Genomic DNA, 22,937 nt, shown 5'->3' with positions numbered 1-22,937 from the left:
TCAACACCCAACAAGAAGGCGAGCAATGCAGCAAGTCGAAGAATCACCAGAGCGAGGCGTCGGCCGCGCTCAAGCTTCGCGACGCGAACGAAACGACCGGTTGCGCTCCATGATTCGCAGCGACCTGCCGGCGTCGCTGGTTGTGTTCCTGGTGGCTCTGCCCTTGTCGCTCGGCATCGCCATCGCATCCAACGCTCCAGTGCTCGCCGGCCTGATCGCCGCGATCGTCGGTGGGATCGTCGCCGGGTTGATCGGAGGATCGCCACTGCAGGTGAGCGGTCCCGCGGCCGGGCTCACTGTCATCGTCGCCGACCTGGTGTCCCACTTCGGTTGGGGGGTGACATGTTTGATCACCGTCGCCGCCGGCTTCCTGCAGGTCTTGCTGGGCATGAGCCGCGTCGCGCGGTCAGCGCTGGCGATTTCACCGGTCGTCGTGCACGCCATGCTGGCGGGAATCGGAATCACCATCGCACTTCAACAGGTTCATGTCTTGTTGGGCGGCAAATCCAAAAGCACTGCCTGGCAAAACGTTACCGGCCTACCGGACCAGGTGCTCGGCGCGCACCGACCCGGCGTGATCCTGGGCGTGCTGGTGGTTTTGATTCTGATCGGATGGCGGTGGGCGCCCGCCAAAGTCGCCCGCATACCCGGCGCGCTCGTCGCCATCGTTACCGTGACGGTTATTTCGCTGGTCTTTCCGTTCGACGTGCCTCGGATCGAGCTCGAGGGATCCGTTTTGGACGCGCTGCAGCTGCCGGAACTGCCCGACGGCGGTTGGGGCGCCGTCGCGGTGGGTGTACTGACGGTCGCGCTTGTCACCAGCGTTCAGAGCCTGCTGACCGCAGTGTCGATCGACAGGATGCACAACGGAGCGCGGACCGACTTCGATCGCGAGCTGATCGGACAGGGCGCCGCGAACATCGTGTCGGGCGCGATCGGTGGCCTGCCGATCAGCGGTGTCATCGTGCGCAGCGCGGCTAATGTCAACGCGGGCGCAAAATCCCGTGCCTCGACGGTCATGCACGGCGTCTGGATCCTGCTGTTCACACTCCCGTTCGCGGAGCTCGTCGAGCAGATTCCGAGCGCGGCGCTAGCCGGCCTGCTGATCGTCATCGGAGTTCAGCTACTCAAGCCGGCCCATATCGAGACCGCGCGCCGCACCGGAGATCTCGGCGTCTATATCGTCACCGCACTCGCTGTTGTCTTCCTCAATCTGCTGCACGGCGTCATGATCGGCCTTGCGGTCGCGGTGGCGCTGACCGGCTGGCGGGTGATACGGGCCAGGGTCGACGCCGCGCGCGTGGCTGACGAATGGACGATCGACGTCGGGGGTGCATGCACCTTTCTCGCCCTGCCCCGGCTGACCCGCGTGCTGGCGTCCGTCCCGGCGGGCGCGAAGGTGACCGTCAACGTCGCGGCCAGCTACCTCGATCACGCCGCGCACCAGGCGATTAGCGACTGGCTGAGCCACTATCGGCATACCGGCGGCACGGTACGCATCCACGGCATCAGCGAGCCGGACGGGACCGGTCGGTCCGACGGTGAAGCCGCAAACGTCGAGCGCGGCGGTGCCCAGCTGACCCTGGTCCATCCCAAGACGGCATCGGCCGAAGGGAGCTGACCGCTGCGCCGGCGCTCGTAGCGCCGCGCGTGTGAACCGCTAACCTCAAACATCGCGCCTATATCCTGAGCTCGTTGGTCAAGCCAGGGCCAAGACGGAAGGCAAGATGTCACGAGAAGTTCGGCCGCTGCCGCGGACGGTGTGAGTGATGGCGACCGATAGGCCTCCGCTTCATCGTCTGCGGTTGCCGATGAAGGTGCTGTCGCTGCGCACCATCCTCATCGTCGCCGCGCTCTCGGTGATCACGCTGGTCGTCCTTCTGGGCGCGTGGGTGTGGATCGGCGTCACCAACGATCAGTACAGCCAGCTCGACCGCCGGCTGGATTCGGTGAGCAGTTTGGGAGATATCAACACGCTGATCAACAGCGGCCAGCTCGCCAATCCCGATCGGCCGACGCCGGACGGCAACCTAGTGCGCACCGCGCGCATCGGGGACGTCACGGTGTCCGTTCCGGGCAATATCGTTTTGCCGAAGCTCCCGAACGGATACGCCAACACCACCATCAACGGCGTGCAGTACCGCGTCCGCACCTTCAGCGCGGGCCCCGCCTCGATCGCGCTCGCCGCCCCACTGGCCGAAGCGCAACACCGGATCAACGAACTACACATGCGCGTGTTGCTGATCTGTGGCAGCGTCATCGGCGGCACGATCCTCGTCGGCTGGGTGATCTCGTTGATCATGGTCAATCCGTTCCTGTTGCTGGCGCAGCAGGCCCGCGCCATCAACGCCCAATCCAGCCCCGACGAAGTCCAGGTTCGGGGCGTGCGCGAGGCCGTGGAGATCGCAGAAGCGGTCGAAGGCATGCTCGCTCGCATCGGCAACGAGCAACAGCGCACCAAGGCGGCGCTGGAGTCGGCGCGCGACTTCGCCGCCGTCGCGTCGCACGAGCTGCGCACCCCGCTGACCGCCATGCGCACCAACCTGGAAGTGTTGTCCACCTTGGAAATACCGCGGGAACAACGCCAAGAGGTGATCGGTGACGTCATCCGCACCCAGAGCCGGATCGAAGCGACGCTGACGGCGCTGGAACGGCTCGCGCAGGGCGACCTGACCACGGTCGACGACTTTGTTCCGTTCGACGTCACCGAGCTTCTGGACCGTGCCGCGCACGACGCGCTTCGCGTGTACCCGGATGTGCAGGTGTCGCTGGTGCCGTCGCCCACGGTGTTGATGGTGGGGTTGCCCACCGGGCTGCGGCTGGTGATCGACAACGCGATCGCCAACGCCGTCAAGCACGGGAGCGCCAACGAAATCCGGCTCTACGTAACAAGTTCCGGCGAGGGCGTGGAAATCGCCATCGACGACAACGGCACCGGGGTGCCCGAGTCCGAGCGCACCGCCGTCTTCGAACGCTTCTCGCGCGGGTCTACCGCTTCCCGTTCCGGGTCGGGTCTCGGACTGGCCCTCGTCGCCCAGCAGGCCGAACTACACGGAGGGACAGCGTCCCTGCACTCCAGTCCGTTGGGCGGCACGCGTCTTTTGCTCCGGCTGGCCGGTGACGGGCGCGGGCCGGCCGGCTGACGCGATGCTCGGCCACGTCGGTGTCAATGTGCCGGACCTCCGGGCCGCGAAGCGGTACTACGACGCGCTGATGCCCTTGGTCGGATTCGAGCCCTTCCTTGATGCCGTCGACGAATTCGCCTACAAACCCGCGGACAACAAGCCCGGGACGTACCTGTTCTTCTACCCGTCGGGCCAACCGGGCGAGTACTCGGCAGAGCGGACCGGCCTGCAGCACCTGGCGTTCATGGTGCGGCGCCGGTCCTCGGTGCACGCCGTACACGATCATGTCCTTCGGATCGGCGGCACGGTCATCCATCCCCCGCAGCACTTCCCGCAATACGCCGGCCACTATTACGCCACCTTTTGGTACGACCCGTTCGGTCTCAGGCTGGAGGCCGTCTGCCACCACGATCGCGACTGAGGCCAAGCTGGTATCAGGCCGCTTGACATAAATCAGCCACGTTGATATCACACTAGGAAGTGTCGCCACACCGATTCGCTAACGAGTGAGCGGGGACGAAATGCCTGATCCGAAACCGCCGGCCTGGCTGAAGGCGATGAACAAGGTGATGATGCAGATGCAGAAAGCTGGTGTCGTCGCCGGGCCGGTACGGGTGCTCACGGTGCCAGGCCGCAAATCGGGGCAACCGCGCAGCACGCCTGTCACGCCGTTCATGTTTGATGACAGCCGCTATCTCGTCGGATACCCGCGCGCCGATTGGGTTCTCAACGCCCGGGCCGCCAGCACCGGGACCATCATGCGGGGCCGCAAGGCCGAGCGCGTGGCCTTCGCAGAGCTCTCCGCGGAGCAAGCCCGGCCGGTGCTGCGCGCTTTTCCCGAAAAAGTGCCGCGCGGCGTCGGGTTCTACAAGCGCTCGGGTCTGGTGCAGCAAGGAACCGCCGACGAGTTCGAAGCCCTCGCCGGCCGATGCGCGGTGTTCCGGCTCGACGCCGTACCGTCATCCTGAGCAGGCCGGCCCGCCACGCCTACCCGCGAGCGTGCGTCCAGCCGCACGGTCGAGCACTGATGGTGACCTATTAGCCCAAATTCACAGTGGGGTGGCCTGTTGGGCCAGGTTCAGCAAGACGTAGGCGATGCAGAAGAGGAAGTTGAGTACCACCAGGACCAAGCCCATGAACAGCAGCGAGCGGGTGCCCTGGCGCTTGAGGCGCTTGACCCTCGCGCCCCGGGCCTCGCGATTGAGCTGAATCGCGATCAACGCGAAATTCACATCCGTCACTTCATCGTCGGCGACGGGCCCCCCTGCCACCATCTGGCGCAGGCGTTCGGGGGCGGTGTGGACGCCGACGCGCTCGAAGTGGTGACACAGCCGCCGCGCCCGCCTGCGACCGAGTGCCTGACATCGCATCTGTACCTGATGCAAGAGTTGCCGCCGTTCGTAGCCCCAGGCATCGGACGGACTCGTCACAAGCCGGGAGTCTAATGCGCGCCTACCCGATTTCGGGAGGTCTAATCGAATTCCGTTGGCACCTTTTCGCCGCCGCTTATCCGCTCGGACTCGGGCAGGTCCAGGTAGCGCTCGAGGTTGCGATGCATGTTGATGACGCGCCGTTCCTCGCTGGAGAGCGCCAGGTGGGTGAACCCGGGTTGGTGCAGGCCGCGCTGTAAGCCCGCGAGCAGCCGGATGTCCTGGGTCAGCACCAAGCCCGGTTCGGCCTCCCCGGCGGTGCTTCGCACGTCCGCCGGCTTGCACCGCGGTGCCCCCGGCGCCATCCGGGTCATCAAGAAGATGACCATTTCGCCGTGATCGGGGTCGGCGCCCGGCCGCGAGCACATCAGCGTCAGGTGGTCGGCGTTGGCCAGAAATGTCATGTTGGGGAACACGTTGTACTGGTGCAGCCGGGTGACCCGGTCGGTGTCGGCCCACTCGAGGTCCACCCCGCGGCTGGCCGCGAAGGCGCGGGTGCGCGCCGCGATCAAGTCCTGGACGGTCTGCCCGGGCCGGCGCTCGTCCGCGGGGAACGGCGTGCCTTCGGCCGCGCCCATCAGCGCGCCCTGCGTGTAGACGTAGGCGTCCCAGACCTCTTCGTCGCTCAGCGCGCCCCCGAAGCGCGGGCTCTGCACGCCGTAGGGCTGGTCCGACTTGCCGGTGTGGCCCCAGATCTGTTGGGGCGCATGGACGTCGTCGACGCAGCGCAGCAGCTCGGGATGCAGCGTCTGGATGTGGTAGGTCTCGCTGTAGCCGTCGGCGATCGTCTTCCAGTTGGCGTCGACGTCGATGGTCAGCGTCGCGTAGCAGCGGAAGTCGCTCAGGTGGCACCACGCGATGTCGTCGGGCACCGCCTCCAGGTACTCCAGCAGCGGCATCGCGCCGACATCGAGGTTGACGAAGACCAGCCCTTCCCAGGTGTCGACCCGGGCGGGTATCAGCGGGAAGTCGGACATCCGCAGGGAGCCGAAGCCCTTGCGGTCGGGCACCCGCTTCAGCGTGCCGGCGAGGTCCCAGGTCCACCCGTGATACCCGCACTTGAGCTCGCGCAGCCCGGAACCCGAACCGGTGCACAGCGAGTTGCCGCGATGGCGGCAGGCATTCTGGAACGCGCGCAAGACGCCGTCCGCGCCGCGCACGATCAGCACCCCGTAGGGGCCGCAGCGGTACTCGAAGTAATCGCCCGGCTCGGCGACGTGGTCGACCATGCAGGCGAGCTGCCACACCTTCGGCCACATCCGTTCGACCTCGAGTTGGGCGAACGCCGGTGAGTAGTAGCGCTCGGCCGGCACCATGGTCGGGCAGGGGGGCGGGGTCCCGATTGCGTCCTCTTGGGCGTGGGGGCGGGGTCGAGCCGGGTTGCCCACTGACGCATTCACGCGCGGAACCCTAACGCGCTCCGCGCACCAGGCGGCCGGGGCGCGCCCCGGTGTCGACGTCGTTGCGGCGGGTCACCGTCCCGCCGACGATCGTGGCGGCGTAGCCGCTCGCGCCCTGCAGAATCCGATGGCCGCCGGCCGGCAGGTCGAAGGCCATCGCCGCCGGATGCAGTCGCAGGGCGTCCATGTCGATCACGTTGATGTCGGCCTTCTTGCCGGGTTCGATGGTGCCGCGGTCGGTGAGGCCGAACAGGTGCGCGGTGTCGCGGGACTGCTTGCGGATCACGTACTCGAGCGGCAGCTTCTCGCCCCGCCGGCGGTCCCGGGCCCAGTGCGTCAGCAGGAAGGTGGGATAGGAAGCGTCACAGATCATTCCGCAGTGTGCGCCGCCGTCGGAGAGGCCCAGCACGCCGGCCGGGTGCAGCATCATCTCCCGGATCGCGTCGCAGTTGCCGTCGGCGTAGTTGAACAGCGGCAGCATCAACATGTTGGTCGCGTTCGCCTCGAGCATGAGGTCGTAGAGGGTGGCCAGCGGGTCCTCGCCGCGTTCCTTGGCGATCGCGGCGACGGTGCGGTCGGGGGTCGGCTCGTAGTCGGGCGGGTTGCCCAGCGCGTAGAGGCGGTGCAGCGAGTGCTGCACCAAGGCGAACATCCCGTCGAACAGCAGCGTCGGGTCCACCGGCAGGTCGTCCTCGGAAAGGATCGCCGCCTTCACCGCGGGATCGGCGAGGCGCTGCGCGAGCTCGGCGCGGCTGCATTCGGCCGCGAGCCTGCGATACGTCGGCCGATGGCTGAAGCCGTGATGTCCTTGGAAGCCGATCATCATGCCGAACGGCCGTGCCGCGATCTGCGGGTGCAGCCGTGCGCCCGCCGCGTGCGCATCCGCGGAGAGGTCGAGCATCTCGCGCCACAGCTTCGGGTCGGCGTCCACCTGAATGAGGGCGAACGACACCGGGCGGTCGATCTCGGCGCTCAGCCGGCGCATCCAGTCCAATTCCTTCTTCGGGCCGATGATGTCCTCGCCCGCGGCCCCCTGCGGGGCCAGCTCGAACACGGCCTGACCGCCGGCGGCCATGGCCCGGCCCAGGCCGAACAGTTCCTCCTCGGCGGCGAAGGTGCCGGGCACCGGCTCGCCGTCCATCGCGCGGTGGCCCATCGTGCGCGACGTCGAAAATCCGAGCGCGCCGGCCTCGATGGCCTCGGTGACCAGCCGCGACATGGCCGCGATGTCGTCGGGCGTGGCCGGCTCGTTGCGGGCGCCCCGCTCGCCCATCGCGTAGGCGCGGATGGCCCCATGGGCCACCTGGCTGCCCACGTCGATCGCGAACTTCTGCTTGCCGATCGCGTCGAGGTACTCGGGGTAGGTTTCCCAGCCCCAGGTGATGCCCTCGGTGAGCGCGGTGCCGGGGATGTCCTCGACGCCCTCCATCAACTCGATCAGCCACTGCTCGCTGCCGGGCCGCACGGGGGCGAAGCCGACCCCGCAGTTGCCGGTCACGATCGTCGTGACGCCGTGGCCGCTGGACGGCTCGAGCAGGCCGTCCCAGCTCACCTGGCCGTCGTAATGGGTGTGGATGTCGACAAACCCGGGGGCCACCAGATGCCCTGTCGCATCGATGGTTTCGGCGGCTTCACCGGCCATCGGTGGGTCGTCGGCGCCGCGGCGGACGACGTCGACGATCACGCCGTCCTTGATGCCGACGTCGGCCCGATAGCGGTCGGCGCCGGTGCCGTCGACGACAGTGCCACCGGTGATCTTGAGATCGAACATGAGAGACCTCTCCGCCGCATTACGCTACGCCGCGTAGCGTAAGTACTGACGATATTCCTCCCGGCACCTTCAGTCAATGAATCCTGCGAACTTCGGGTTAAAGACAACTCTTCAGTGCCGCAATGGTTTCCAGGTCGTCCAGCGCTGCAACGCCGCGCCGCAGGCCCTCCATCGCGATGCCTTCCACCTGCATTCCGCCCATCCCCGCGGTGATCAGCGGGGCCACATACGCATACAGCGCGCCCTGCCGGTAGCGCCGCCACAGCTCGTCGCGGTCGAGGTCCGGTCCGCCGGCCGCCGCCAGGGCGCGTCGGTAGTCGTCGAGCAGCTCCCGTTGGTTCGCCACGCGGTCCTCCGGGGTCAAGCTGGTGATCAGCGTGTACGCCAGCTCGCGGGAGGGGTGTCCGCGCCGCACCGCCTGCCAGTCCAGCAGTCCTGCCTTGCCGCCGTCGAAATACATGTTGCCGGGGTGTGCGTCGCCGTGCATGACGGTGTGCGGGGGCGTGTCGATCAGCGCGGCGACGGCACGGTAGTTGTCGGCGATGAAGGCGCCGTTCTCGACGGGGATTTCGGTGCGTCCCGCGAGCCGCTTGATCGAGGCGTGCATCAGCGAACCGGTCAACAACGACGTGACGTCGTCAGACGGGGTGTAGAGCCAGCCCAGCGGGCCGTTGCGGTCCCGCGGGAGGCGGTCCCAGAAGGTGGCGTGCAGATCGGCCAGCAAGTCGACGATGAGGCTGGCCTGGTCGGGGGACAGCGGGTGGAGGGTGTCGGGGAATTCGCACGACCCGGCGGGCAGGTCTTCCAGAACCAGCAGGTAACGGCCCGTCCAGGTGTCGAACGCCGCGCCGTAGGCCTGCGGCAGGCCGTGCAGTTGCGGTGCCAGTTCGTTGTAGAAGCGCACCTCGGTGTGTCCGAGGCGGCCGAGCTCGCCCATCAGGCGGGTGGCGGTGGTTTCGGCGGCGACCTTGACGAACACCGACTCGGGGACGTTCTTGCCGGTCAGCACGAGCCGGGCTCGCGACGAGGTCCCGGCGTCCCGGTCGAGCACGCGGACCGACCTGACGGCGGTCCCCATCAGCTTGGACAGGACGCCAGCGTCGATGTCAGCGACCGTCCGGGGCAACCCCAGCCGGGCCCCCACCACGGCGTCGGCGGCCACCCGGCGGACCCCCTGGCCCAGATGAGCGGCCAAGCCGACGAGGGAAAAAGCCTGTTCCGCAACGTTTTTCATGTGCATCCGTTCTGGTTCGGGATCCCCGTGCCGGCGGGAGGGGTCACTCAACCGGCGCGGGGTCCCGTCAGACAAAAATACCCGAACGTCTGGACATCAGACAATACGTGATTATTGTCTGATTTGTGGCACCAGCGCCCGCACCACGAACTGCTCGACGAACTGGCGTTTGTCGGCGGCCGGGCGATAGCGCCACGACGGCCCCAGCAGAAACAACGTGGTGGTGTGCAACCACTGGACGATCGAGCGAAAGTCGAGGTCGTCGTAGAGGCGCCCCGCCCGCTTCCACTGATTCAGCAGGGGTTCATAGTGCCGCAGCAGTAGCTCCACGAAGGGCTCCGAGCCCTTCTCCAGGGCCGCGGCCACCGCGGTGCTCTCCGCGGCGAACATCGCCTCGTTCAGTGGATTGCCGGCCACCGACTCGACCCGCGCCAACACCATCTCGGGCACCGACCGAACCGGGTCGTCCGGCGCGGGCAGCGAGCGCACCAGATCACCAAGCGCTTTGTCGACCCGCATCAGCATTAGGCCAAGCAACACATCGTCGCGGCCGGGGAAGTACCGGTACACCGTCGACCGCGACACCCCGGCCTCGTCGGCCACCTCACCCATCCGGAACTGAGAGTTCCCCCGGCGGACGATGCAGCGCCCCGCGGCGTCGAGGATTCGCCTGCGGGCCTCCTCGTCGTCGAGGATCGCGCGGTCGGCGCCCCACCACCGGCTCGGTTCCATCTCGCCGATGGTACGGGATGCGTTGTGCTACTTCGGTATCTGATGCCACGGGCAACCGCGGTGCAGTCGCGATGCATCGAATCTTCTTGTGGCCCAGGCCATCAACCCGACAGAGAGGGCGATGATGGGCTACTCTGCTGCCGACGAGTCGTTCACCCACCAGCTCCCGACAACCTTCGACCGGGTGCACGATCCCGATCCGACGTGGTCGGACCGGTGCTACTTCTTCGCCGCGTCGCCCGACGGCACCATGCTGTTGGCCAGCGGCTACGGCAACAACCCCAACACCCGAACCGCGCTGGGATATGTCAAGGTCAGCCTCGCGGACGGCCGGCACTGGGACCTTTTGGCGGGCCGGCCCGTGACCGGCGCCGACCGCGCCGACCTGCGCGCTGGGCCGATGAGCTGGACCTGCGTCGAGCCGCTGAAGAAGTGGAGGCTCGACGTCGCCCCCAACAAGTCCGGCATCGAGTGGGAGCTCTACTACGAGCCCACCGCCCCGATGTGGGAGCTGCTGCCGATGAAGGTGCATGGTGCGGATGGCCAGCTGCTGGCCGACATGTATCACATGAAGGAACCCGGACGATGGAGCGGCTGGGTCACGATCGACGGCGAGCGCATCAGCGTGGACGGGTTCCACGGCGGGCGCGACCGCACGTTCGGCGTGCGCGTCTCGGACAAGATCGACTTCTGGTTGTGGCTCGACGCCGGATTCGACGACCGCGCCATCGAGGCGTGGGTCATCGAATCCTCGGACGGCGCAGTCAATTACGTCGACGGCGGGATCACTCACGCCGACGGCACCCTGTCGAAGCGATTCGTCGAGATCGAGCACGAGGTGGAATTCGACGGCGACAGAAAGCGGCCCGCCCGCGCGACACTGGTCTTCACCGACGAAGACGGCAAGGCCTACCGTGTCTTCGCCGACGCCGCCCACCAGGAAGTCAACGCCTACTACGGCCTTCCGATGGCGCACTGCCAATACGAGGACCTGGGCGACGGAGCGTACTTTATCCATTTCAATTGGGACAGCACCGATCCCGAGCAGCTCGCGGAGACCGAGGGCAAATCGATGGCGCTCGACCAGTTGATGCGGTTCGAGATCGATGGCGACATCGGTTGGGGCGTCTTCGAATTGCTGCTCGGCGGGCAGGGCTACCAACGCTATCCGAACTGGACGGCTATGGACATGTCGGCGTTCACCCAGGACAAGACACCCGTCGACCGGCTGCCCGGAGAAGACGATCCGGTCCGCCAATGACACTGGACGCCAACTCCGAAGAGCGCCTGACGGCCTGGCTGCGCACGCAAGTACCCGACGCTGACGACGTCCGTGCCGAGGGGCTGGACCGGGTGGACTTCGGACATTCCGCCGAGATGATGATGCTGAGCGTCGTCACCCGGCACGGTGACCGGCACACCCGCCAAGAGGCGGTGCTGCGGCTGCGGCCCAAACCACCCGCCCTGCTGGAGCCCTACGATCTCGCCCGCCAGTTCGCGATCCTGCGGGCGTTGGCGGACTCCGCGGTCCGTGTCCCGCGGGCGCTGTGGCTCGAAGAAACCGGCGACGTGCTCGGCCGCCCCTTCTTCGTGATGGAACGGGCCGCCGGTCAGGTCTACGAAATGGAGGCGCCGGCCGGCGTCGCGGACTCGACCGTGGTGCGGATGTGTCAGAGCCTGGTCGAACAACTCGCGGCGATCCACGCCGTCGACCTGGCGCAGACCGGGCTCGACGCGCTGGACGACGGTCGCAGTCATCTCGACCGCGAACTAGACCACTGGGTTGCGGAGATGAACCGGGTCAAGCGCGACCGGCTACCCGCGCTGGAACGGCTCTACGAGGTGCTGCGCGCCGGCAAGCCCCGGCCCTGCCCGAAGGTCAGGCTGGTGCACGGCGATGCCAAACCGGGCAACTTCGCCTTTCGCGACGGCGAGGTCAGCGCCGTGTTCGATTGGGAGATGACGACCGTGGGCGATCCATTGACCGACATCGGTTGGCTCGAGATGTTGTGGATGCAGCCCGTCGGCATCAACACCCACCCGGCGGCGCTGGGCATCGACGCCCTGCTGGCGCACTACGAGTCGGTCAGCGGGATCACGGTCTGCAACCGCGCGTGGTATCGCGCGTTCAACGCCTACAAGATGGCCGTCATCTGCCTGATCGGCGCGATGCTCATCGAGGATGGCCACAGCGACGACCAAAAGCTCGCGCTCGCCGCCTACGGCACCTCGCTGATGACCAAAGCCGGCCTGACCGAGCTGGGCGTCGACGAAGCTCTCGACGACGGTCCCGTGCTGCCACGCGACGAACGCATTCAGCAGGTCCTGGCGCCCGCCACTTAGCGCGTCAGGCGAGCTCTTCCGAGGTTGAACCTTCGGAGACCCGGCACAGCGCGCTGTCGAGCGTGCTGTACAGCGACAGCACGTTGTCCAAACCCATGAGCTTGATCGGCCGGCTGGTGGCCGGGCCATTCGCGACGACCGCGAACCGAGTGGGCGGCGCGACGTCCGCCTGCGCGGACACCAGGACGGTCATCCCGGCCGAGGCCAGGAAGTCCACTTTGGACAGGTCTACGACGAGTCCCGCCGGTCCGGTGGCCAGCTCGGTGTGTATCGCCTCGGCGAGTTGCGGCGCGCTGAGCATGTCCACTTCGCCCGAGACGGTGAGTACGACCGTCTGGTCTACCTGCCGTTTTCCTACCTCGAAGGCGATCGGATCGGTCGAGTCGCCAGATTGTTCGATCATGGTTCATCACTCACATTCGTCCGGTGCGGGGACAGAGAAATCAACAGCTACCGCCAAGCCGGGGCTGTCGACTCAACCCGCGTAACACGCCCATGTAGAGGACAAATACTCCATCGATCCTGCGCCGCTAGGCGGAGCGCAGCCGCACGTGATCATTCGATCCTAAGCCACGGGACGTCGATACCGATGCTCCGGCCCGGGAGGTGCGCTGGCAACGTCGGTTGTCAGTAGGCGATTACTGAACGTATTCGGGCGCCGCGACGTGGTCGCAGTGTGCGCGAGGACCGCCGCAGGTGTTGCGCACGGCAGCCCCGGGTGGATGAATTGCGTCCACCGAGTGTCGTTCCCAGGCTGCGCGGCTGGCCCCGAAAAGCGGGAAAGGACGGTGGGCATGGAGGCCGGTGATCAGGATGGCGTCCCGGACGACGACGTTGACGCGACCCAGGCCGAACATCCGCGCCGCTTCGCGCTGAATCGGCGGGCCGCGCTGCTCGGCATGGGCGCCGTCGCCGGCTTCGCGGCGGTGGACGTGGGCGGGTTTGCCTATGCCGGCGGCTGGTTGAGGCCGGACACGCTCACCCCGCCCCGGTTCGCCGATCGCTTCGAGCACGTCTTCGGCCGCCACGACGGATTTCGGCGAAACCATGCCAAAGGACTCAGCGCGACGGCGTCGTTTGCGAGCAACGGGGCGGGCGCGGCCATCTGCCGGGCCGCGGTCTTCCGGCCCGGAACCGTGCCGGTCGTCGGCCGGTTCTCGCTGGGCGGCGGCCTGCCGGACCAGGCGGACAAGCCCGACACCGTCCGCGGCCTCGGGCTGCTGTTCGAGGCCCACGGGCAGCAGTGGCGCACCGCGATGATCAACTTTCCCGTGTTCACGGACAGCACCCCGGAGGGGTTTTACGAGCGGTTGCTGGCGTCCAAGCCGCTGCCCGAAACCGGCAAGCCCGACCCGCAAAAGCTGGCCGCGTTCCTCGATCGCCATCCCGAAACCGTTGCGGCGATGAAGATCATCAAGCAGTCCCCGCCCACCGCGGGGTTCGCGGACAGTACGTATTACGGGTTGAACGCGTTCTGGTTCACCAACAGCGCCGGCGCCACCGTTCCGGTGCGCTGGTCGGTGGTGCCAGTGGACGCCGGCGGCGGCGGGGGCCCGCAGCCGCCGCACGGCAAGGACTACCTTTTCGATGACCTCATCCGCGCGGCGTCGCAGCGGCCACTGAGCTGGCGGCTGGTGCTTACGGTCGGCGAGCCCGGCGATCCGACCCACGACGCCACCAAGCCGTGGCCGCAGTCGCGGCGGACCATCGACGCCGGCACCATCACCATCACCGCGGTGCAGACCGAGGAAGCCGGCAACGCGCGCGATATCAACTTCGACCCGCTGGTCCTGCCGGACGGCATCACCGCATCGGACGACCCGCTGCCGCCGGCGAGGTCGGCCGTCTACGCACGCTCCTTCACCCGTCGCGCCGAGGAACCCAAATCGCCCAGCGAGGTCAACGTGACCAAGGTGCTGTCATGACCGGAACCGCAAGCGAAACCACCAGCGCCCCAGCACGTTTCGCTGTCCCCTCCCGAATTCTGCACTGGCTGATGGCGCCGATGGTCATCGTCCAGCTGGTGATCGGCGTGACCATGATCGCATCGCTGAGCTACTACCCGCTGCTGCTGGCCATCCATCGCCCGCTGGGGGTGTTGATCCTCGTCTTCGCCGTGGTGCGTTTGGTGAACCGGCTCACCCACCGGCTGCCCCCGTTCCTGGCGACGATGGGCCCGGCCGAACGCCGCATCGCGTCGTGGTCGGAATACCTGCTTTACGCGCTGCTGCTCATCCAGCCGCTGATCGGGTGGGCGATGCTGTCGGCCGCAGGATTCCCGATCACCCTGGCGGGGCCGCTGCGGCTACCGGGCATCGCGCCGCACGACCTCGATCTGTACGCGGTGCTCCGGCAGGCCCACAACGTGTTCGCCTTCCTGCTCTTCCTGACGTTCACCGCTCACGTCTGCGCCGTGCTGTTTCACACACTGGTGCTGCGCGACGGGCTGCTCGATCGCATGGCGGTGTGGCCCACCAAACGCCGCGCCCCGCGGCAGGACGACACCGTGGCGTGACGGCCGTGTCGTGCGACCATGACCGACGTGGAGCGCTGGCAACGCGCCGAAGTGACGGCGGTAGCGTCTGATCATGCTGATCGCGGCACTTCGCGACGTGCACCGGCGACTGACGACCTGCCCGCTCGCGCCCCGATCGGACGAATATGATCGGCACCCGACAGTGCCACGAAGGAGTGGGGAAGTTCCATGCCGAACCAGCAGCAGGCCGACCGGATGACGTCGGGCAAGGGGTTCATTGCAGCGCTTGACCAAAGCGGCGGCTCGACGCCCAAGGCTCTGCGTCTATATGGAATTCAAGAGGACGCGTATTCCTCCGACGCGGAGATGTTCGACCTCATCCACCAGATGCGTTCGCGGATCATCACCTCCCCGGCGTTCAACGGCGACCGGGTGCTGGCGGCGATCCTGTTCGAACAGACCATGGACCGGGACATCGAGGGTGTGCCGTCGACCACGTACCTCTGGGAGACCAAGGGCGTGGTGCCCATCCTGAAGATCGACAAGGGCCTGGCGGAGGCGTCCGACGACGTCCAGCTGATGAAGCCGATGCCGGGACTGGACGAGCTGCTGGAGCGGGCCGTGAGCAAAGGCGTGTTCGGCACCAAGGAGCGGTCGGTGATCGGCGGGGCCAACGCGGCGGGCATCGCGGCGATCGTCGCCCAGCAGTTCGAGGTCGGCCATCAGGTGCTGTCGCACGGCCTGGTGCCCATCCTCGAGCCCGAGGTCACCATCTCGATCCCGGACAAGGCCGAGGCCGAGGCCATCTTGCGGGACGAGATCACCAAGCAACTCGAAACCGTGCCGGACGGTCAGCGCGTGATGATCAAGCTGAGCCTGCCCACCGAGGTCAACTTCTACCGTCCGCTGATCGAGCACCCCAAGGTGATGCGCGTGGTCGCGCTGTCCGGTGGCTACTCGCGCGACGAGGCCAACGAGCTGCTGGCGAAGAACACCGGGCTGATCGCCAGCTTCAGCCGCGCGCTGACCGAGGGGCTTTCGGTCGACCAGTCCGACGAGCAGTTCAACGCCACGCTGGACAAGTCGATCCAGTCGATCTACGACGCGTCCGTCGCGGGCTGACGCCCGGGTTCTTAATAGCGGTGGTTGGCCATGGGCGGGCCGCCCCGGCCGGGTTCGCCTTCGTCCGACACCAACGCGGGCACCATCTCGCTGGTGACCAGCCCATCGTGCTGCGTGAGTTCGTCGACGACGTCGAAGCATTCGGCGATGTTGGCCGGGGTGTCGATGACGATTGTGACCGCCGGCACGCGACGCCTCAGCGAGAGCAGCTTGTCCCCGTGGGGTCGGTGGTCCCCGTGATAACCCCAGATGCCGCGGACCACCGTCGCGCCGTCCGGCGATTCGCGCTGACGAAGCCGCTGGACGATGGCGCGGTGAATCGGCACCCCGTCGTGCAGCGCCGATTCGGAGGTGTAGACCATCAGCTTCTGCCACAGGGGCAGGCCGTGTTCGTCAACGCCCGGCAGGGCATGCGGCCGTTCCAGCAATTCGCCGTCGCGCTTGCACACGCGGACGCGTTCCAGCGTGAGCATGGGCCGGTGGAGCAGGTCGCCGAGCTCCGGCAGCACCCGAGCGATCCGATCGCCGGACCCGACCGCGACGACCATCATCGGTACGTCGGCGTTGCGACCGAAAAAGTGGGCGCGGTGCCGTTGTCCGTGGATGAGGCCGTCGACGGCCAGGAAGACCGAGGCGCCGGCGATGTGGCGCCGGTGCATCAGATCGCAGACCGCGACGTAGGCCGGCACTCCCTGGGCCCGCTCCTTGCGGCCGAGGTAGATCGTCAGCTTGACGGCCTCGCGCAAGTCGTCGGGTAGCTCCGGCAACCTGACGTCCTCGCGCAGCAGCCGCGCGCGCTCCAGCGTGATCAGGCCGCGCTGTTTGATCGCGAGCACCGGGTCGATCAGGGCCTCGATCGATTTGCGCGTGTCCACGGCGACGATCACCACGGGCGGGTCCTCGGACAGCGTCAGCGACTCGTCGGTTCGCAGGTGCCGACCCGTCCCGAATCCGCCGATGCCGCGCAGCACGACGCTGCTGGCGATCCGGTGTTGTTGGTAGAGGTCGAGCAGGACGTCGGAGACGAAGCCCTCGCCGGTCCGCCGGCGTTCCGCCAGATAGGCACTGAGCTTCAGACAGTCCTCGTCCATGCCCGCTCCCGTCGCCGTGCGGGATCTTACCCATCGGATCCGCGCCGCCCGGATTTGGGACCAATTCCTCTGCTCTGGGATCCCCGGCGGCCGCTAATTTGGTGTGTGCCTTGATGTTTCGCGTCGTTACCGTTACGCGGACGTTAACACCATGTGGCCGCAAAACCACGAAGGAGTCGTCGTGCTTCCTGAGCGCATCGCCGGGGGAGGTGACCTGCGGCGACTGGCGGGTTTGCTCGACCGGATCGACGGCTTGTTGACCAGGTTGTCCGAGGCCGAACGCGCGTGGGCGGACTGGCTGACCACCGTGGCGCCCGAGCATCGGTCGAGCGCGCGAAACCTGGTCCACTACTGGGCCATTCGGCAATGCGACTTGCGGGAGCTGCAGGCGGACCTGGCGGAGTTCGGGCTTTCGTCGCTGGGCCGCAGCGAATCACATGTTCACGCCACGCTTTCGGCGGTTCGCGCGGCCATCGCCGCCATCGTGGGAGGCAGGTGGGAGCCGCCGCCGCCCTCGGTGGTACCCATCAATCGAGGCCCGGAGATACTGCGGCAACGTACCGTGGACCTGCTGGGCCCACGCCCGCCGCATCGCGCGACCCGCATCATGGTCACGCTGCCGTCGGAGGCCGCCACCGACGCCGACCTGGTTCGCGGGCTGGTGCGACGCGGCATGAACATCGCGCGGATCAACTGCGCGCACGACGACGCGCCGGCGTGGCGCGCGATGGCGCACCACGTCCGGGACGCGGCCGCCCGCGCCGGCGAAACCTGCCTGGTGGCAATGGATCTCGCGGGACCGAAGCTGCGTACCGGGCCGCTGGAGCCGGGTCCCCGCGTCATCAAGCTGCGTCCACACCGAAATCCCCTCGGTCAGGTCGTCGCGCCGGCACGCGCCTGGCTGACGTCGACCGAGGAGCCGACCGGCCCGCCCCAGCCCGGTATGGCGGTCATCACGGTCCCGCGACGGTGGCTGGCCAACCGCGACGGCGGCGACGTACTGGTATTGCGGGACGCGCGCGGATCCAGGCGGCGGCTGGGACTCGAGACCGTCGGCGCTCCAGGCGGATTCGTGCTGACCGCCCAGCAGACCACCTACCTGGTGACCGGTACGGCCCTGCACGCCGGAGACGGCGGAAAGCCGGCCGAAGTGGGTCCGCTCCCGGCGAAGGAGCAGAGCCTGGTGCTGCGCGCCGGAGACCTGCTGCGGCTGACCCGCGACTGTTCGCCGGCCCCGGTCGACGGTGCTCAACCCGTCGCGCGAATCGGTTGCACGCTGCCCGAGGCGTTCGACCATGCCCACCCCGGGGATGCGATCCATTTCGACGACGGCAGGATCGGCGGGCGGGTGATGTCCGTCGACCGTGACGTCATCACCGTGCGCATCGACCATCCCGAACAGGGTGAGGCTCGCCTCAGGGCCGCCAAGGGCATCAACATGCCGGACACCGAGTTGCCGATTTCGGCGATCACCGACCGCGACGTCACCGACCTTGCCGTCGTCGCCGAACTGGCCGACTTGGTGGACATGTCGTTCGTTCGCAGCCCGGCGGATGTCGAGCGGCTGCTGGACGAGCTCGATCGCCTCGGCGCTGGCGAGCTGGGCATCGTGCTCAAGGTCGAAACCCGGCGCGCCTTCGAACACCTACCGCAGCTGCTGCTCACCGCGATGCGCCGGCCGCGGGTCGGGGTGATGATCGCGCGGGGCGATCTGGCGGTCGAGTGCGGTTACGAGCGGATGGCCGAGCTGCAGGAGGAGATTCTGTGGTTGTGCGAGGCGGCGCACCTGCCGGTGATCTGGGCGACGCAGGTGCTCGAGCAGCTGGCCAAGACGGGTCTGCCGTCGCGCGCCGAGATCAGCGATGCGGCGATGAGCGAGCGGGCCGAATGCGTGATGCTGAACAAGGGCCCTTACCTGCCCGAGGCGGTGACCGTGCTCGACAACATCATGCGCAGAATGGCGGAGCACTACTACAAGAAGAATTCGTTGCTGCGTCCTCTGCACTCTTGGTCAGCGGCGGGCCCCGAGCGCCTCGACGATGATGCGGGTGGTGCGCTCGGCTCGGCGTCGTGAATATGACTGTGCGTCAGAGAGTATCGGATACACCACGCCGCCGACGATGGCGTCGGCCGCCGACTCGGCCGTTGCCTCGTCGATACCGTCCGCGAGAAGCCGGCTGCGGACGCTTTGGTGCAGCGGCAAACTGAACCCGGCCCGCAGTTTGGCGGCGGTTTCCGGGTGCTCCATGCAGGCGACGGTCAGGATCCGCAGCATCGCCGAGCCCCGCGGTGTCGTCAGGGTTGCGGCGAGTTTGCGTACCCACCCGACGAGGTCGGCCGCCAGGTCCTCGGTGTGGTCGACCGACGCCAGGATCTTGTCCGCGTCCTCGAGCATGACGTCGGCGACCAGCACGGGGCGGCTGGGCCACCAGCGATAGATGGTCTGCTTTCCCACGCCGGCCCGGGCGGCGACCGCCTCGATGGTCAGGCCGTCGAATCCGCGCTCGAGAAGCAGTTCTCTGGTCGCCGTGACGATGGCCGTGCGTGATTTCTCGCTGCGGCGCCTCGGATAGCTTGCCTGGGTGAGATCGGTTGGCATCTAAGTGATCCTCATCTCCCCAGGTCTCTCCTGTCGCGCGCCGGGTCGCGTCCGCTTTACATATCCTGACCCGCCCCGTAGTCTGCCACAAGACGAGACGGTTCGTCTTGTAAGGAAAGGGCAGCGGTCTTCGATGGCGTGTCGCCTCAGCCGCGCGGGGTCGCGGTCATGACGCTGGGACTGACCCCGGAACAACAGGACCTTAGCGACGCCGTCGCCCAGTTCGCCGGCCGGCACGCCCCGATCGCCGCGACTCGCGAGAGCTTCGACGACCTGGCCGCGGGACACCTTCCGGCGTGGTGGGACGCACTGGTTGCCAACGGCTTTCACGCGGTGCACCTGCCCGAGCGCCTCGGGGGCCAGGGCGGACGGCTCATCGACGCGGCGTGTGTGCTGGAATCGGCCGGCAAGGCGTTGCTGCCCGGCCCTCTCCTGCCCACCGTGACCGCGGGAGCCGTTGCGCTGCTGGCTGATCCGAACCCGACGGCGGAGTCACTGGTGCGCGACCTGGCGTCCGGCTTGCCCGCGGCGGTCGTCCTTCCCGGTGGCGGTGACTTCCGCGCGCGTCGCGACGGCCAAGGCTGGGTGGTCAACGGCGCGTCGGACGTGACCGCGGGCGTCTGTTCGGCGCGGGTCGTCCTGGTGTGCGCTCGGACCGGGGAAGACGATGACGTCTGGGTGGCGGTTGACACCACAAAGCCGACGGCGGCAGTCGAATCCGTGCGCGGCACCGACCTGGTGACCGACGTGGGGCGCCTGCGGCTGAGCGAATACGTCGCCGCCGAATCCGACGTGCTCGGCGGGCTCGATGCCGACCGCGCCGAGTGCGTCGCCGTCGGATTGGTGGCCAGCGTGATGGCCGGCATCGCTCAGTGGTGTGTCGACGCGGTCACCGCGCACCTGCGAATCCGCGAGCAGTTCGGCAAGGTGATCGGTACCTTTCAGGCTCTGCAGCACAGCGCGGCAATGCTGCTCGTCAACACGGAGTTGGCGACCGCCGCGGCCTGGGACGCGGTCCGCGCCGTGGACGAACCACTCGACCAGCACCGCCTCGCCGCGGGCGGGGCGGCGACGATCGCCGTCTCGCCGATTCCGGACCTGGTGCTCGACGCGCTGACGATGCTCGGCGCCATCGGCTTCACCTGGGAACACGACGTGCACCTGTACTGGCGCCGGGCCATCAGCCTGGCGGGATCGATCGGTCCGGCGAATCGCTGGGCCCGGCGGCTGGGCGAGCTCACCTGCATCCAGACCCGCGACATGTCGGTCAATCTGGGTGACGCGGAATCCGAGTTTCGTGCCTGGGTCGCCGAAACCCTCGACGCGGCAATGCAGTTGCGCAATGACACGCCCGCGCCGCACGGCGACTACCCGGACCAGGCCTCCGGGCCGCAGCGCACGCTGCTCGCGGACGCCGGACTGATGGCGCCGCACTGGCCCGCGCCATGGGGCGTCGACGCGGGCCCGCTCAAACAGCTCATCATCGACGAGGAGTTCGCTAAGCGGCCCGCATTGGTGCGGCCATCGCTGAACATCGCCGAATGGATCCTGCCCTCGGTGCTGACCGCCGCACCAAAAGAGCTCCAGGAGAAGCTGATCCCGGCGACCCAGCGCGGCGAGATCCATTGGTGCCAGCTGTTCAGCGAGCCTGGTGCGGGCTCCGACCTGGCGTCGCTGGCCACCCGGGCGACCAAGGTCGACGGCGGCTGGCGGATCAACGGCCACAAGATCTGGACCTCGTTGGCGCAGTACGCCGACCTGGGCGCGCTGCTGGCGCGCACCGACCCCGAGGCCAGCAAGCACCGCGGCATCGGCTACTTCATCATTGACATGCGATCGCCCGGAATCGAAATCCAGCCCATCAAGACGGCGACCGGGCAGGCGCACTTCAACGAGGTGTTCTTCAACGACGTCTTCGTTCCCGACGAGATGTTGCTGGGCGGTCCCACCGACGGCTGGAGCCTGGCGATCGCCACGATGGCCGAAGAGCGTTCGGCCATCAGCGGATACGTCAAGTTCGACCGGGCCGTCGCGCTCCGCCGCCTCGCCGCACAACCGGGGCCGGATCGTGACGACGCCTTGCGTGAGCTTGGCGAACTCGACGCCTACACCAATGCCATCCGGGCGCTCGGCGTGCGGGAAACCATCCGGCTACTCGACGGGCAGGCGTCCGGTCCGGCTTCGAGCATCGCCAAGGTGGCGATGAACGTGTTGCTGCGCCGCACCTTCGAGGCCACGCTGCAGCTGACCGGGCAGGTGGCGATGGTCGATGACCCCGACGCCGCGGTCGTGGAACCCTATCTGCACCTGCCGGCCGAGCTGATCGGCGGTGGGACGAGGGAGATCCAGCTGAACATCATCGCGCAGATGATTCTCGGTTTGCCCCGGAAATAAGGACACCGCATGGGATTACGTGGAGAAGCCGCGATCGTCGGGTACGTCGAGCTGCCGCCCGAGCGCATGAGCAAGGCGTCTCCCGCACCGTTCGCCATCGAACAATGGGCCGAGCTCGGCGCAGCTGCGCTGGGTGACGCCGGACTGCCGTTCGAGGTCGTCGACGGCATCGTGGCCTCGCATCTGGCCGAGTCGGAGATCTTCGTCCCGTCCACGATCGCCGAATACCTGGGCGTCGGAGCGAGATTCGCCGAGCACGTCGACCTCGGCGGGGCCAGCGCCGCGGCGATGGTGTGGCGGGCGGCCGCCGCCGTCGAACTCGGCATCTGCGAGGCGGTCCTGTGCGCACTGCCCGCCCGCTACATCACTCCCATGTCCAAGAAGAAGCCCAAAACCTACGGCGACGCCCTGTACTTCGGGTCATCGAGCAACCAATACGGCTCCCCGCAGGCGGAATTCGAGATCCCGTACGGCAACCTCGGCCAGAACGGCCCGTACGGTCAGGTCACCCAGCGCTACGCGGCCGTCTACGGCTACGACGAGCGGGCGATGGCCAAGATCGTCGTCGACCAGCGGGTCAACGCCAACCACACCGAGGGCGCGATCTGGAAGGACAAGCCGCTCACCGTGGAGGACGTCCTCGCCAGCCCGGTGATCGCCGACCCGCTGCACATGCTGGAGATCGTGATGCCCTGCGTCGGGGGCGCCGCCGTCGTCGTCGCGAACGCCGACCTGGCGCGGCGCTCGCGCAATCGTCCGGTGTGGATCAGGGGATTCGGCGAACACGTGCCGTTCAAAACCCCGACCTACGCAAAGGATCTGCTGCACACCCCGATCGCGGAGGCCGCGGACACCGCCTTCGCCATGACCGATCTGACCCGCGACGACATTGACATGGTGTCGATCTATGACTGCTACACCATCACCGTGCTGCTGTCGCTGGAGGACGCGGGGTTCTGCGAGAAGGGCAAGGGCATGGAGTTCGTCGCCAACCACGACCTGACCTTCCGCGGCGACTTCCCGCTCAACACCGCCGGTGGCCAACTCGGTTTCGGCCAGGCCGGGTTGGCGGGCGGCATGCACCACGTATGCGACGCCACCCGCCAGATCATGGGGCGCGCCGGCGCGGCTCAGGTCGCCGACTGCAACCGCGCCTTCGTCTCCGGCAACGGAGGAATCCTGTCCGAGCAGACGACGCTCATCCTGCAGGGAGACTGACG

Annotated in this window: 20 protein-coding genes; 12 read left to right on the top strand and 8 right to left on the bottom strand. The window is 67.6% G+C overall.

Annotated elements, in window-relative coordinates:
• Positions 1-109: 109 nt before the first annotated feature.
• The 4 genes from AC5Y4S_RS17495 (at position 110) to AC5Y4S_RS17480 (ending at position 4,093) form a co-directional block, all read left to right on the top strand.
• The gene (locus AC5Y4S_RS17495) at positions 110-1,621 is read left to right on the top strand and encodes a SulP family inorganic anion transporter (protein ID WP_500033927.1); all 1,512 of its coding nucleotides are present in this window, start codon (positions 110-112) and stop codon (positions 1,619-1,621) included.
• A gap of 190 nt (positions 1,622-1,811) precedes the next feature.
• Positions 1,812-3,143: a sensor histidine kinase gene (locus AC5Y4S_RS17490; RefSeq protein WP_500034051.1), complete on the top strand. Its 1,332-nt coding sequence runs from the start codon at positions 1,812-1,814 to the stop codon at positions 3,141-3,143.
• A gap of 4 nt (positions 3,144-3,147) precedes the next feature.
• Positions 3,148-3,546 carry a VOC family protein gene (locus tag AC5Y4S_RS17485; protein ID WP_500033926.1) on the top strand — a complete coding sequence of 133 codons (399 nt, stop codon included), beginning with the start codon at positions 3,148-3,150 and terminating at the stop codon, positions 3,544-3,546.
• Between the two features lie 100 nt (positions 3,547-3,646).
• Positions 3,647-4,093: a nitroreductase family deazaflavin-dependent oxidoreductase gene (locus AC5Y4S_RS17480; RefSeq protein WP_500033925.1), complete on the top strand. Its 447-nt coding sequence runs from the start codon at positions 3,647-3,649 to the stop codon at positions 4,091-4,093.
• An 81-nt stretch (positions 4,094-4,174) separates the two neighbouring features.
• Here AC5Y4S_RS17480 and AC5Y4S_RS17475 read toward each other — a convergent pair whose 3' ends face one another.
• The 5 genes from AC5Y4S_RS17475 to AC5Y4S_RS17455 all read right to left on the bottom strand — a co-directional run bounded on the left by AC5Y4S_RS17475 (position 4,175) and on the right by AC5Y4S_RS17455 (position 9,692).
• The gene (locus tag AC5Y4S_RS17475; RefSeq protein WP_500033924.1) at positions 4,175-4,555 is read right to left on the bottom strand and encodes a hypothetical protein; all 381 of its coding nucleotides are present in this window, start codon (positions 4,553-4,555) and stop codon (positions 4,175-4,177) included.
• 41 nt (positions 4,556-4,596) lie between these two features.
• Positions 4,597-5,955: an aromatic ring-hydroxylating oxygenase subunit alpha gene (locus AC5Y4S_RS17470; RefSeq protein WP_500033923.1), complete on the bottom strand. Its 1,359-nt coding sequence runs from the start codon at positions 5,953-5,955 to the stop codon at positions 4,597-4,599.
• 10 nt (positions 5,956-5,965) lie between these two features.
• A complete protein-coding gene (locus tag AC5Y4S_RS17465) occupies positions 5,966-7,726 on the bottom strand; it encodes an N-acyl-D-amino-acid deacylase family protein (protein WP_500033922.1) in 1,761 nt (586 codons plus the stop codon).
• A gap of 97 nt (positions 7,727-7,823) precedes the next feature.
• Positions 7,824-8,960, bottom strand: a complete 1,137-nt coding sequence (locus AC5Y4S_RS17460) for a phosphotransferase (RefSeq protein ID WP_500033921.1) — start codon at positions 8,958-8,960, stop codon at positions 7,824-7,826.
• A gap of 111 nt (positions 8,961-9,071) precedes the next feature.
• Positions 9,072-9,692: a TetR/AcrR family transcriptional regulator gene (locus tag AC5Y4S_RS17455; RefSeq protein WP_500033920.1), complete on the bottom strand. Its 621-nt coding sequence runs from the start codon at positions 9,690-9,692 to the stop codon at positions 9,072-9,074.
• Positions 9,693-9,816: 124 nt separating this feature from the next.
• Here AC5Y4S_RS17455 and AC5Y4S_RS17450 point away from each other — a divergent pair, with 124 nt between their 5' ends.
• Positions 9,817-10,953: an Rv3169 family protein gene (locus AC5Y4S_RS17450; RefSeq protein ID WP_500034050.1), complete on the top strand. Its 1,137-nt coding sequence runs from the start codon at positions 9,817-9,819 to the stop codon at positions 10,951-10,953.
• Positions 10,950-12,035 (top strand): phosphotransferase family protein, encoded by a 1,086-nt coding sequence (locus AC5Y4S_RS17445; RefSeq protein WP_500033919.1) that lies wholly within the window; start codon positions 10,950-10,952, stop codon positions 12,033-12,035. The genes AC5Y4S_RS17450 and AC5Y4S_RS17445 overlap by 4 nt, the downstream gene beginning before the upstream one ends.
• Positions 12,036-12,039: 4 nt before the next feature.
• Here AC5Y4S_RS17445 and AC5Y4S_RS17440 read toward each other — a convergent pair whose 3' ends face one another.
• On the bottom strand, positions 12,040-12,438 hold the full coding sequence (locus AC5Y4S_RS17440; RefSeq protein ID WP_500033918.1) for an STAS domain-containing protein: 399 nt from the start codon (positions 12,436-12,438) through the stop codon (positions 12,040-12,042).
• Between the two features lie 391 nt (positions 12,439-12,829).
• Between AC5Y4S_RS17440 and AC5Y4S_RS17435 the strand changes: the two genes are divergently transcribed.
• The 3 genes from AC5Y4S_RS17435 to AC5Y4S_RS17425 all read left to right on the top strand — a co-directional run bounded on the left by AC5Y4S_RS17435 (position 12,830) and on the right by AC5Y4S_RS17425 (position 15,633).
• Positions 12,830-13,960, top strand: a complete 1,131-nt coding sequence (locus AC5Y4S_RS17435; RefSeq protein WP_500033917.1) for a catalase family peroxidase — start codon at positions 12,830-12,832, stop codon at positions 13,958-13,960.
• Entirely contained in the window at positions 13,957-14,550 is a 594-nt protein-coding gene (locus AC5Y4S_RS17430) for a cytochrome b (RefSeq protein ID WP_500033916.1), read from the top strand. Before AC5Y4S_RS17435 ends, AC5Y4S_RS17430 begins: the two co-directional genes overlap by 4 nt.
• 189 nt (positions 14,551-14,739) lie before the next feature.
• Positions 14,740-15,633 carry a fructose bisphosphate aldolase gene (locus AC5Y4S_RS17425; RefSeq protein WP_500033915.1) on the top strand — a complete coding sequence of 298 codons (894 nt, stop codon included), beginning with the start codon at positions 14,740-14,742 and terminating at the stop codon, positions 15,631-15,633.
• Positions 15,634-15,644: 11 nt separating this feature from the next.
• Here AC5Y4S_RS17425 and AC5Y4S_RS17420 read toward each other — a convergent pair whose 3' ends face one another.
• Entirely contained in the window at positions 15,645-16,724 is a 1,080-nt protein-coding gene (locus AC5Y4S_RS17420) for a DUF190 domain-containing protein (RefSeq protein ID WP_500033914.1), read from the bottom strand.
• Positions 16,725-16,905: 181 nt separating this feature from the next.
• Between AC5Y4S_RS17420 and AC5Y4S_RS17415 the strand changes: the two genes are divergently transcribed.
• Positions 16,906-18,798 carry a pyruvate kinase gene (locus AC5Y4S_RS17415; protein ID WP_500033913.1) on the top strand — a complete coding sequence of 631 codons (1,893 nt, stop codon included), beginning with the start codon at positions 16,906-16,908 and terminating at the stop codon, positions 18,796-18,798.
• On the opposite strand, the gene AC5Y4S_RS17410 is transcribed toward AC5Y4S_RS17415, so the two are convergent.
• On the bottom strand, positions 18,736-19,323 hold the full coding sequence (locus tag AC5Y4S_RS17410) for a TetR/AcrR family transcriptional regulator (protein WP_500033912.1): 588 nt from the start codon (positions 19,321-19,323) through the stop codon (positions 18,736-18,738). The two genes, AC5Y4S_RS17415 and AC5Y4S_RS17410, sit on opposite strands and share 63 nt — an antisense overlap.
• Before the next feature lie 168 nt (positions 19,324-19,491).
• On the opposite strand from AC5Y4S_RS17410, the gene AC5Y4S_RS17405 reads away from it, so the two are divergent.
• Both AC5Y4S_RS17405 and AC5Y4S_RS17400 read left to right on the top strand, forming a co-directional pair.
• Positions 19,492-21,717 carry an acyl-CoA dehydrogenase family protein gene (locus tag AC5Y4S_RS17405; RefSeq protein WP_500033911.1) on the top strand — a complete coding sequence of 742 codons (2,226 nt, stop codon included), beginning with the start codon at positions 19,492-19,494 and terminating at the stop codon, positions 21,715-21,717.
• A gap of 9 nt (positions 21,718-21,726) precedes the next feature.
• On the top strand, positions 21,727-22,935 hold the full coding sequence (locus AC5Y4S_RS17400; protein WP_500033910.1) for a thiolase family protein: 1,209 nt from the start codon (positions 21,727-21,729) through the stop codon (positions 22,933-22,935).
• The last annotated feature ends 2 nt before the right edge of the window (positions 22,936-22,937 follow it).

It is taken from the genome of Mycobacterium sp. NGS64, assembly GCF_059812245.1.
The sequence above is the reverse complement of the archived record's forward strand: the minus strand, read 5'-3'. Positions and strand labels throughout refer to the sequence as shown.

Bases quoted from the DNA above. Each gene is read 5' to 3' on its own strand.
- AC5Y4S_RS17495 (WP_500033927.1), top strand. From the start codon at position 110: ATGATTCGCAGCGACCTGCCGGCGTCGCTGGTTGTGTTCCTGGTGGCT.
- AC5Y4S_RS17490 (WP_500034051.1), top strand. From the start codon at position 1,812: ATGAAGGTGCTGTCGCTGCGCACCATCCTCATCGTCGCCGCGCTCTCG.
- AC5Y4S_RS17485 (WP_500033926.1), top strand. From the start codon at position 3,148: ATGCTCGGCCACGTCGGTGTCAATGTGCCGGACCTCCGGGCCGCGAAG.
- AC5Y4S_RS17480 (WP_500033925.1), top strand. From the start codon at position 3,647: ATGCCTGATCCGAAACCGCCGGCCTGGCTGAAGGCGATGAACAAGGTG.
- AC5Y4S_RS17465 (WP_500033922.1), bottom strand. From the start codon at position 7,726: ATGTTCGATCTCAAGATCACCGGTGGCACTGTCGTCGACGGCACCGGC.
- AC5Y4S_RS17460 (WP_500033921.1), bottom strand. From the start codon at position 8,960: ATGAAAAACGTTGCGGAACAGGCTTTTTCCCTCGTCGGCTTGGCCGCT.
- AC5Y4S_RS17455 (WP_500033920.1), bottom strand. From the start codon at position 9,692: ATGGAACCGAGCCGGTGGTGGGGCGCCGACCGCGCGATCCTCGACGAC.
- AC5Y4S_RS17450 (WP_500034050.1), top strand. From the start codon at position 9,817: ATGGGCTACTCTGCTGCCGACGAGTCGTTCACCCACCAGCTCCCGACA.
- AC5Y4S_RS17445 (WP_500033919.1), top strand. From the start codon at position 10,950: ATGACACTGGACGCCAACTCCGAAGAGCGCCTGACGGCCTGGCTGCGC.
- AC5Y4S_RS17440 (WP_500033918.1), bottom strand. From the start codon at position 12,438: ATGATCGAACAATCTGGCGACTCGACCGATCCGATCGCCTTCGAGGTA.
- AC5Y4S_RS17435 (WP_500033917.1), top strand. From the start codon at position 12,830: ATGGAGGCCGGTGATCAGGATGGCGTCCCGGACGACGACGTTGACGCG.
- AC5Y4S_RS17430 (WP_500033916.1), top strand. From the start codon at position 13,957: ATGACCGGAACCGCAAGCGAAACCACCAGCGCCCCAGCACGTTTCGCT.
- AC5Y4S_RS17425 (WP_500033915.1), top strand. From the start codon at position 14,740: ATGCCGAACCAGCAGCAGGCCGACCGGATGACGTCGGGCAAGGGGTTC.
- AC5Y4S_RS17420 (WP_500033914.1), bottom strand. From the start codon at position 16,724: ATGGACGAGGACTGTCTGAAGCTCAGTGCCTATCTGGCGGAACGCCGG.
- AC5Y4S_RS17410 (WP_500033912.1), bottom strand. From the start codon at position 19,323: ATGCCAACCGATCTCACCCAGGCAAGCTATCCGAGGCGCCGCAGCGAG.
- AC5Y4S_RS17405 (WP_500033911.1), top strand. From the start codon at position 19,492: ATGACGCTGGGACTGACCCCGGAACAACAGGACCTTAGCGACGCCGTC.
- AC5Y4S_RS17400 (WP_500033910.1), top strand. From the start codon at position 21,727: ATGGGATTACGTGGAGAAGCCGCGATCGTCGGGTACGTCGAGCTGCCG.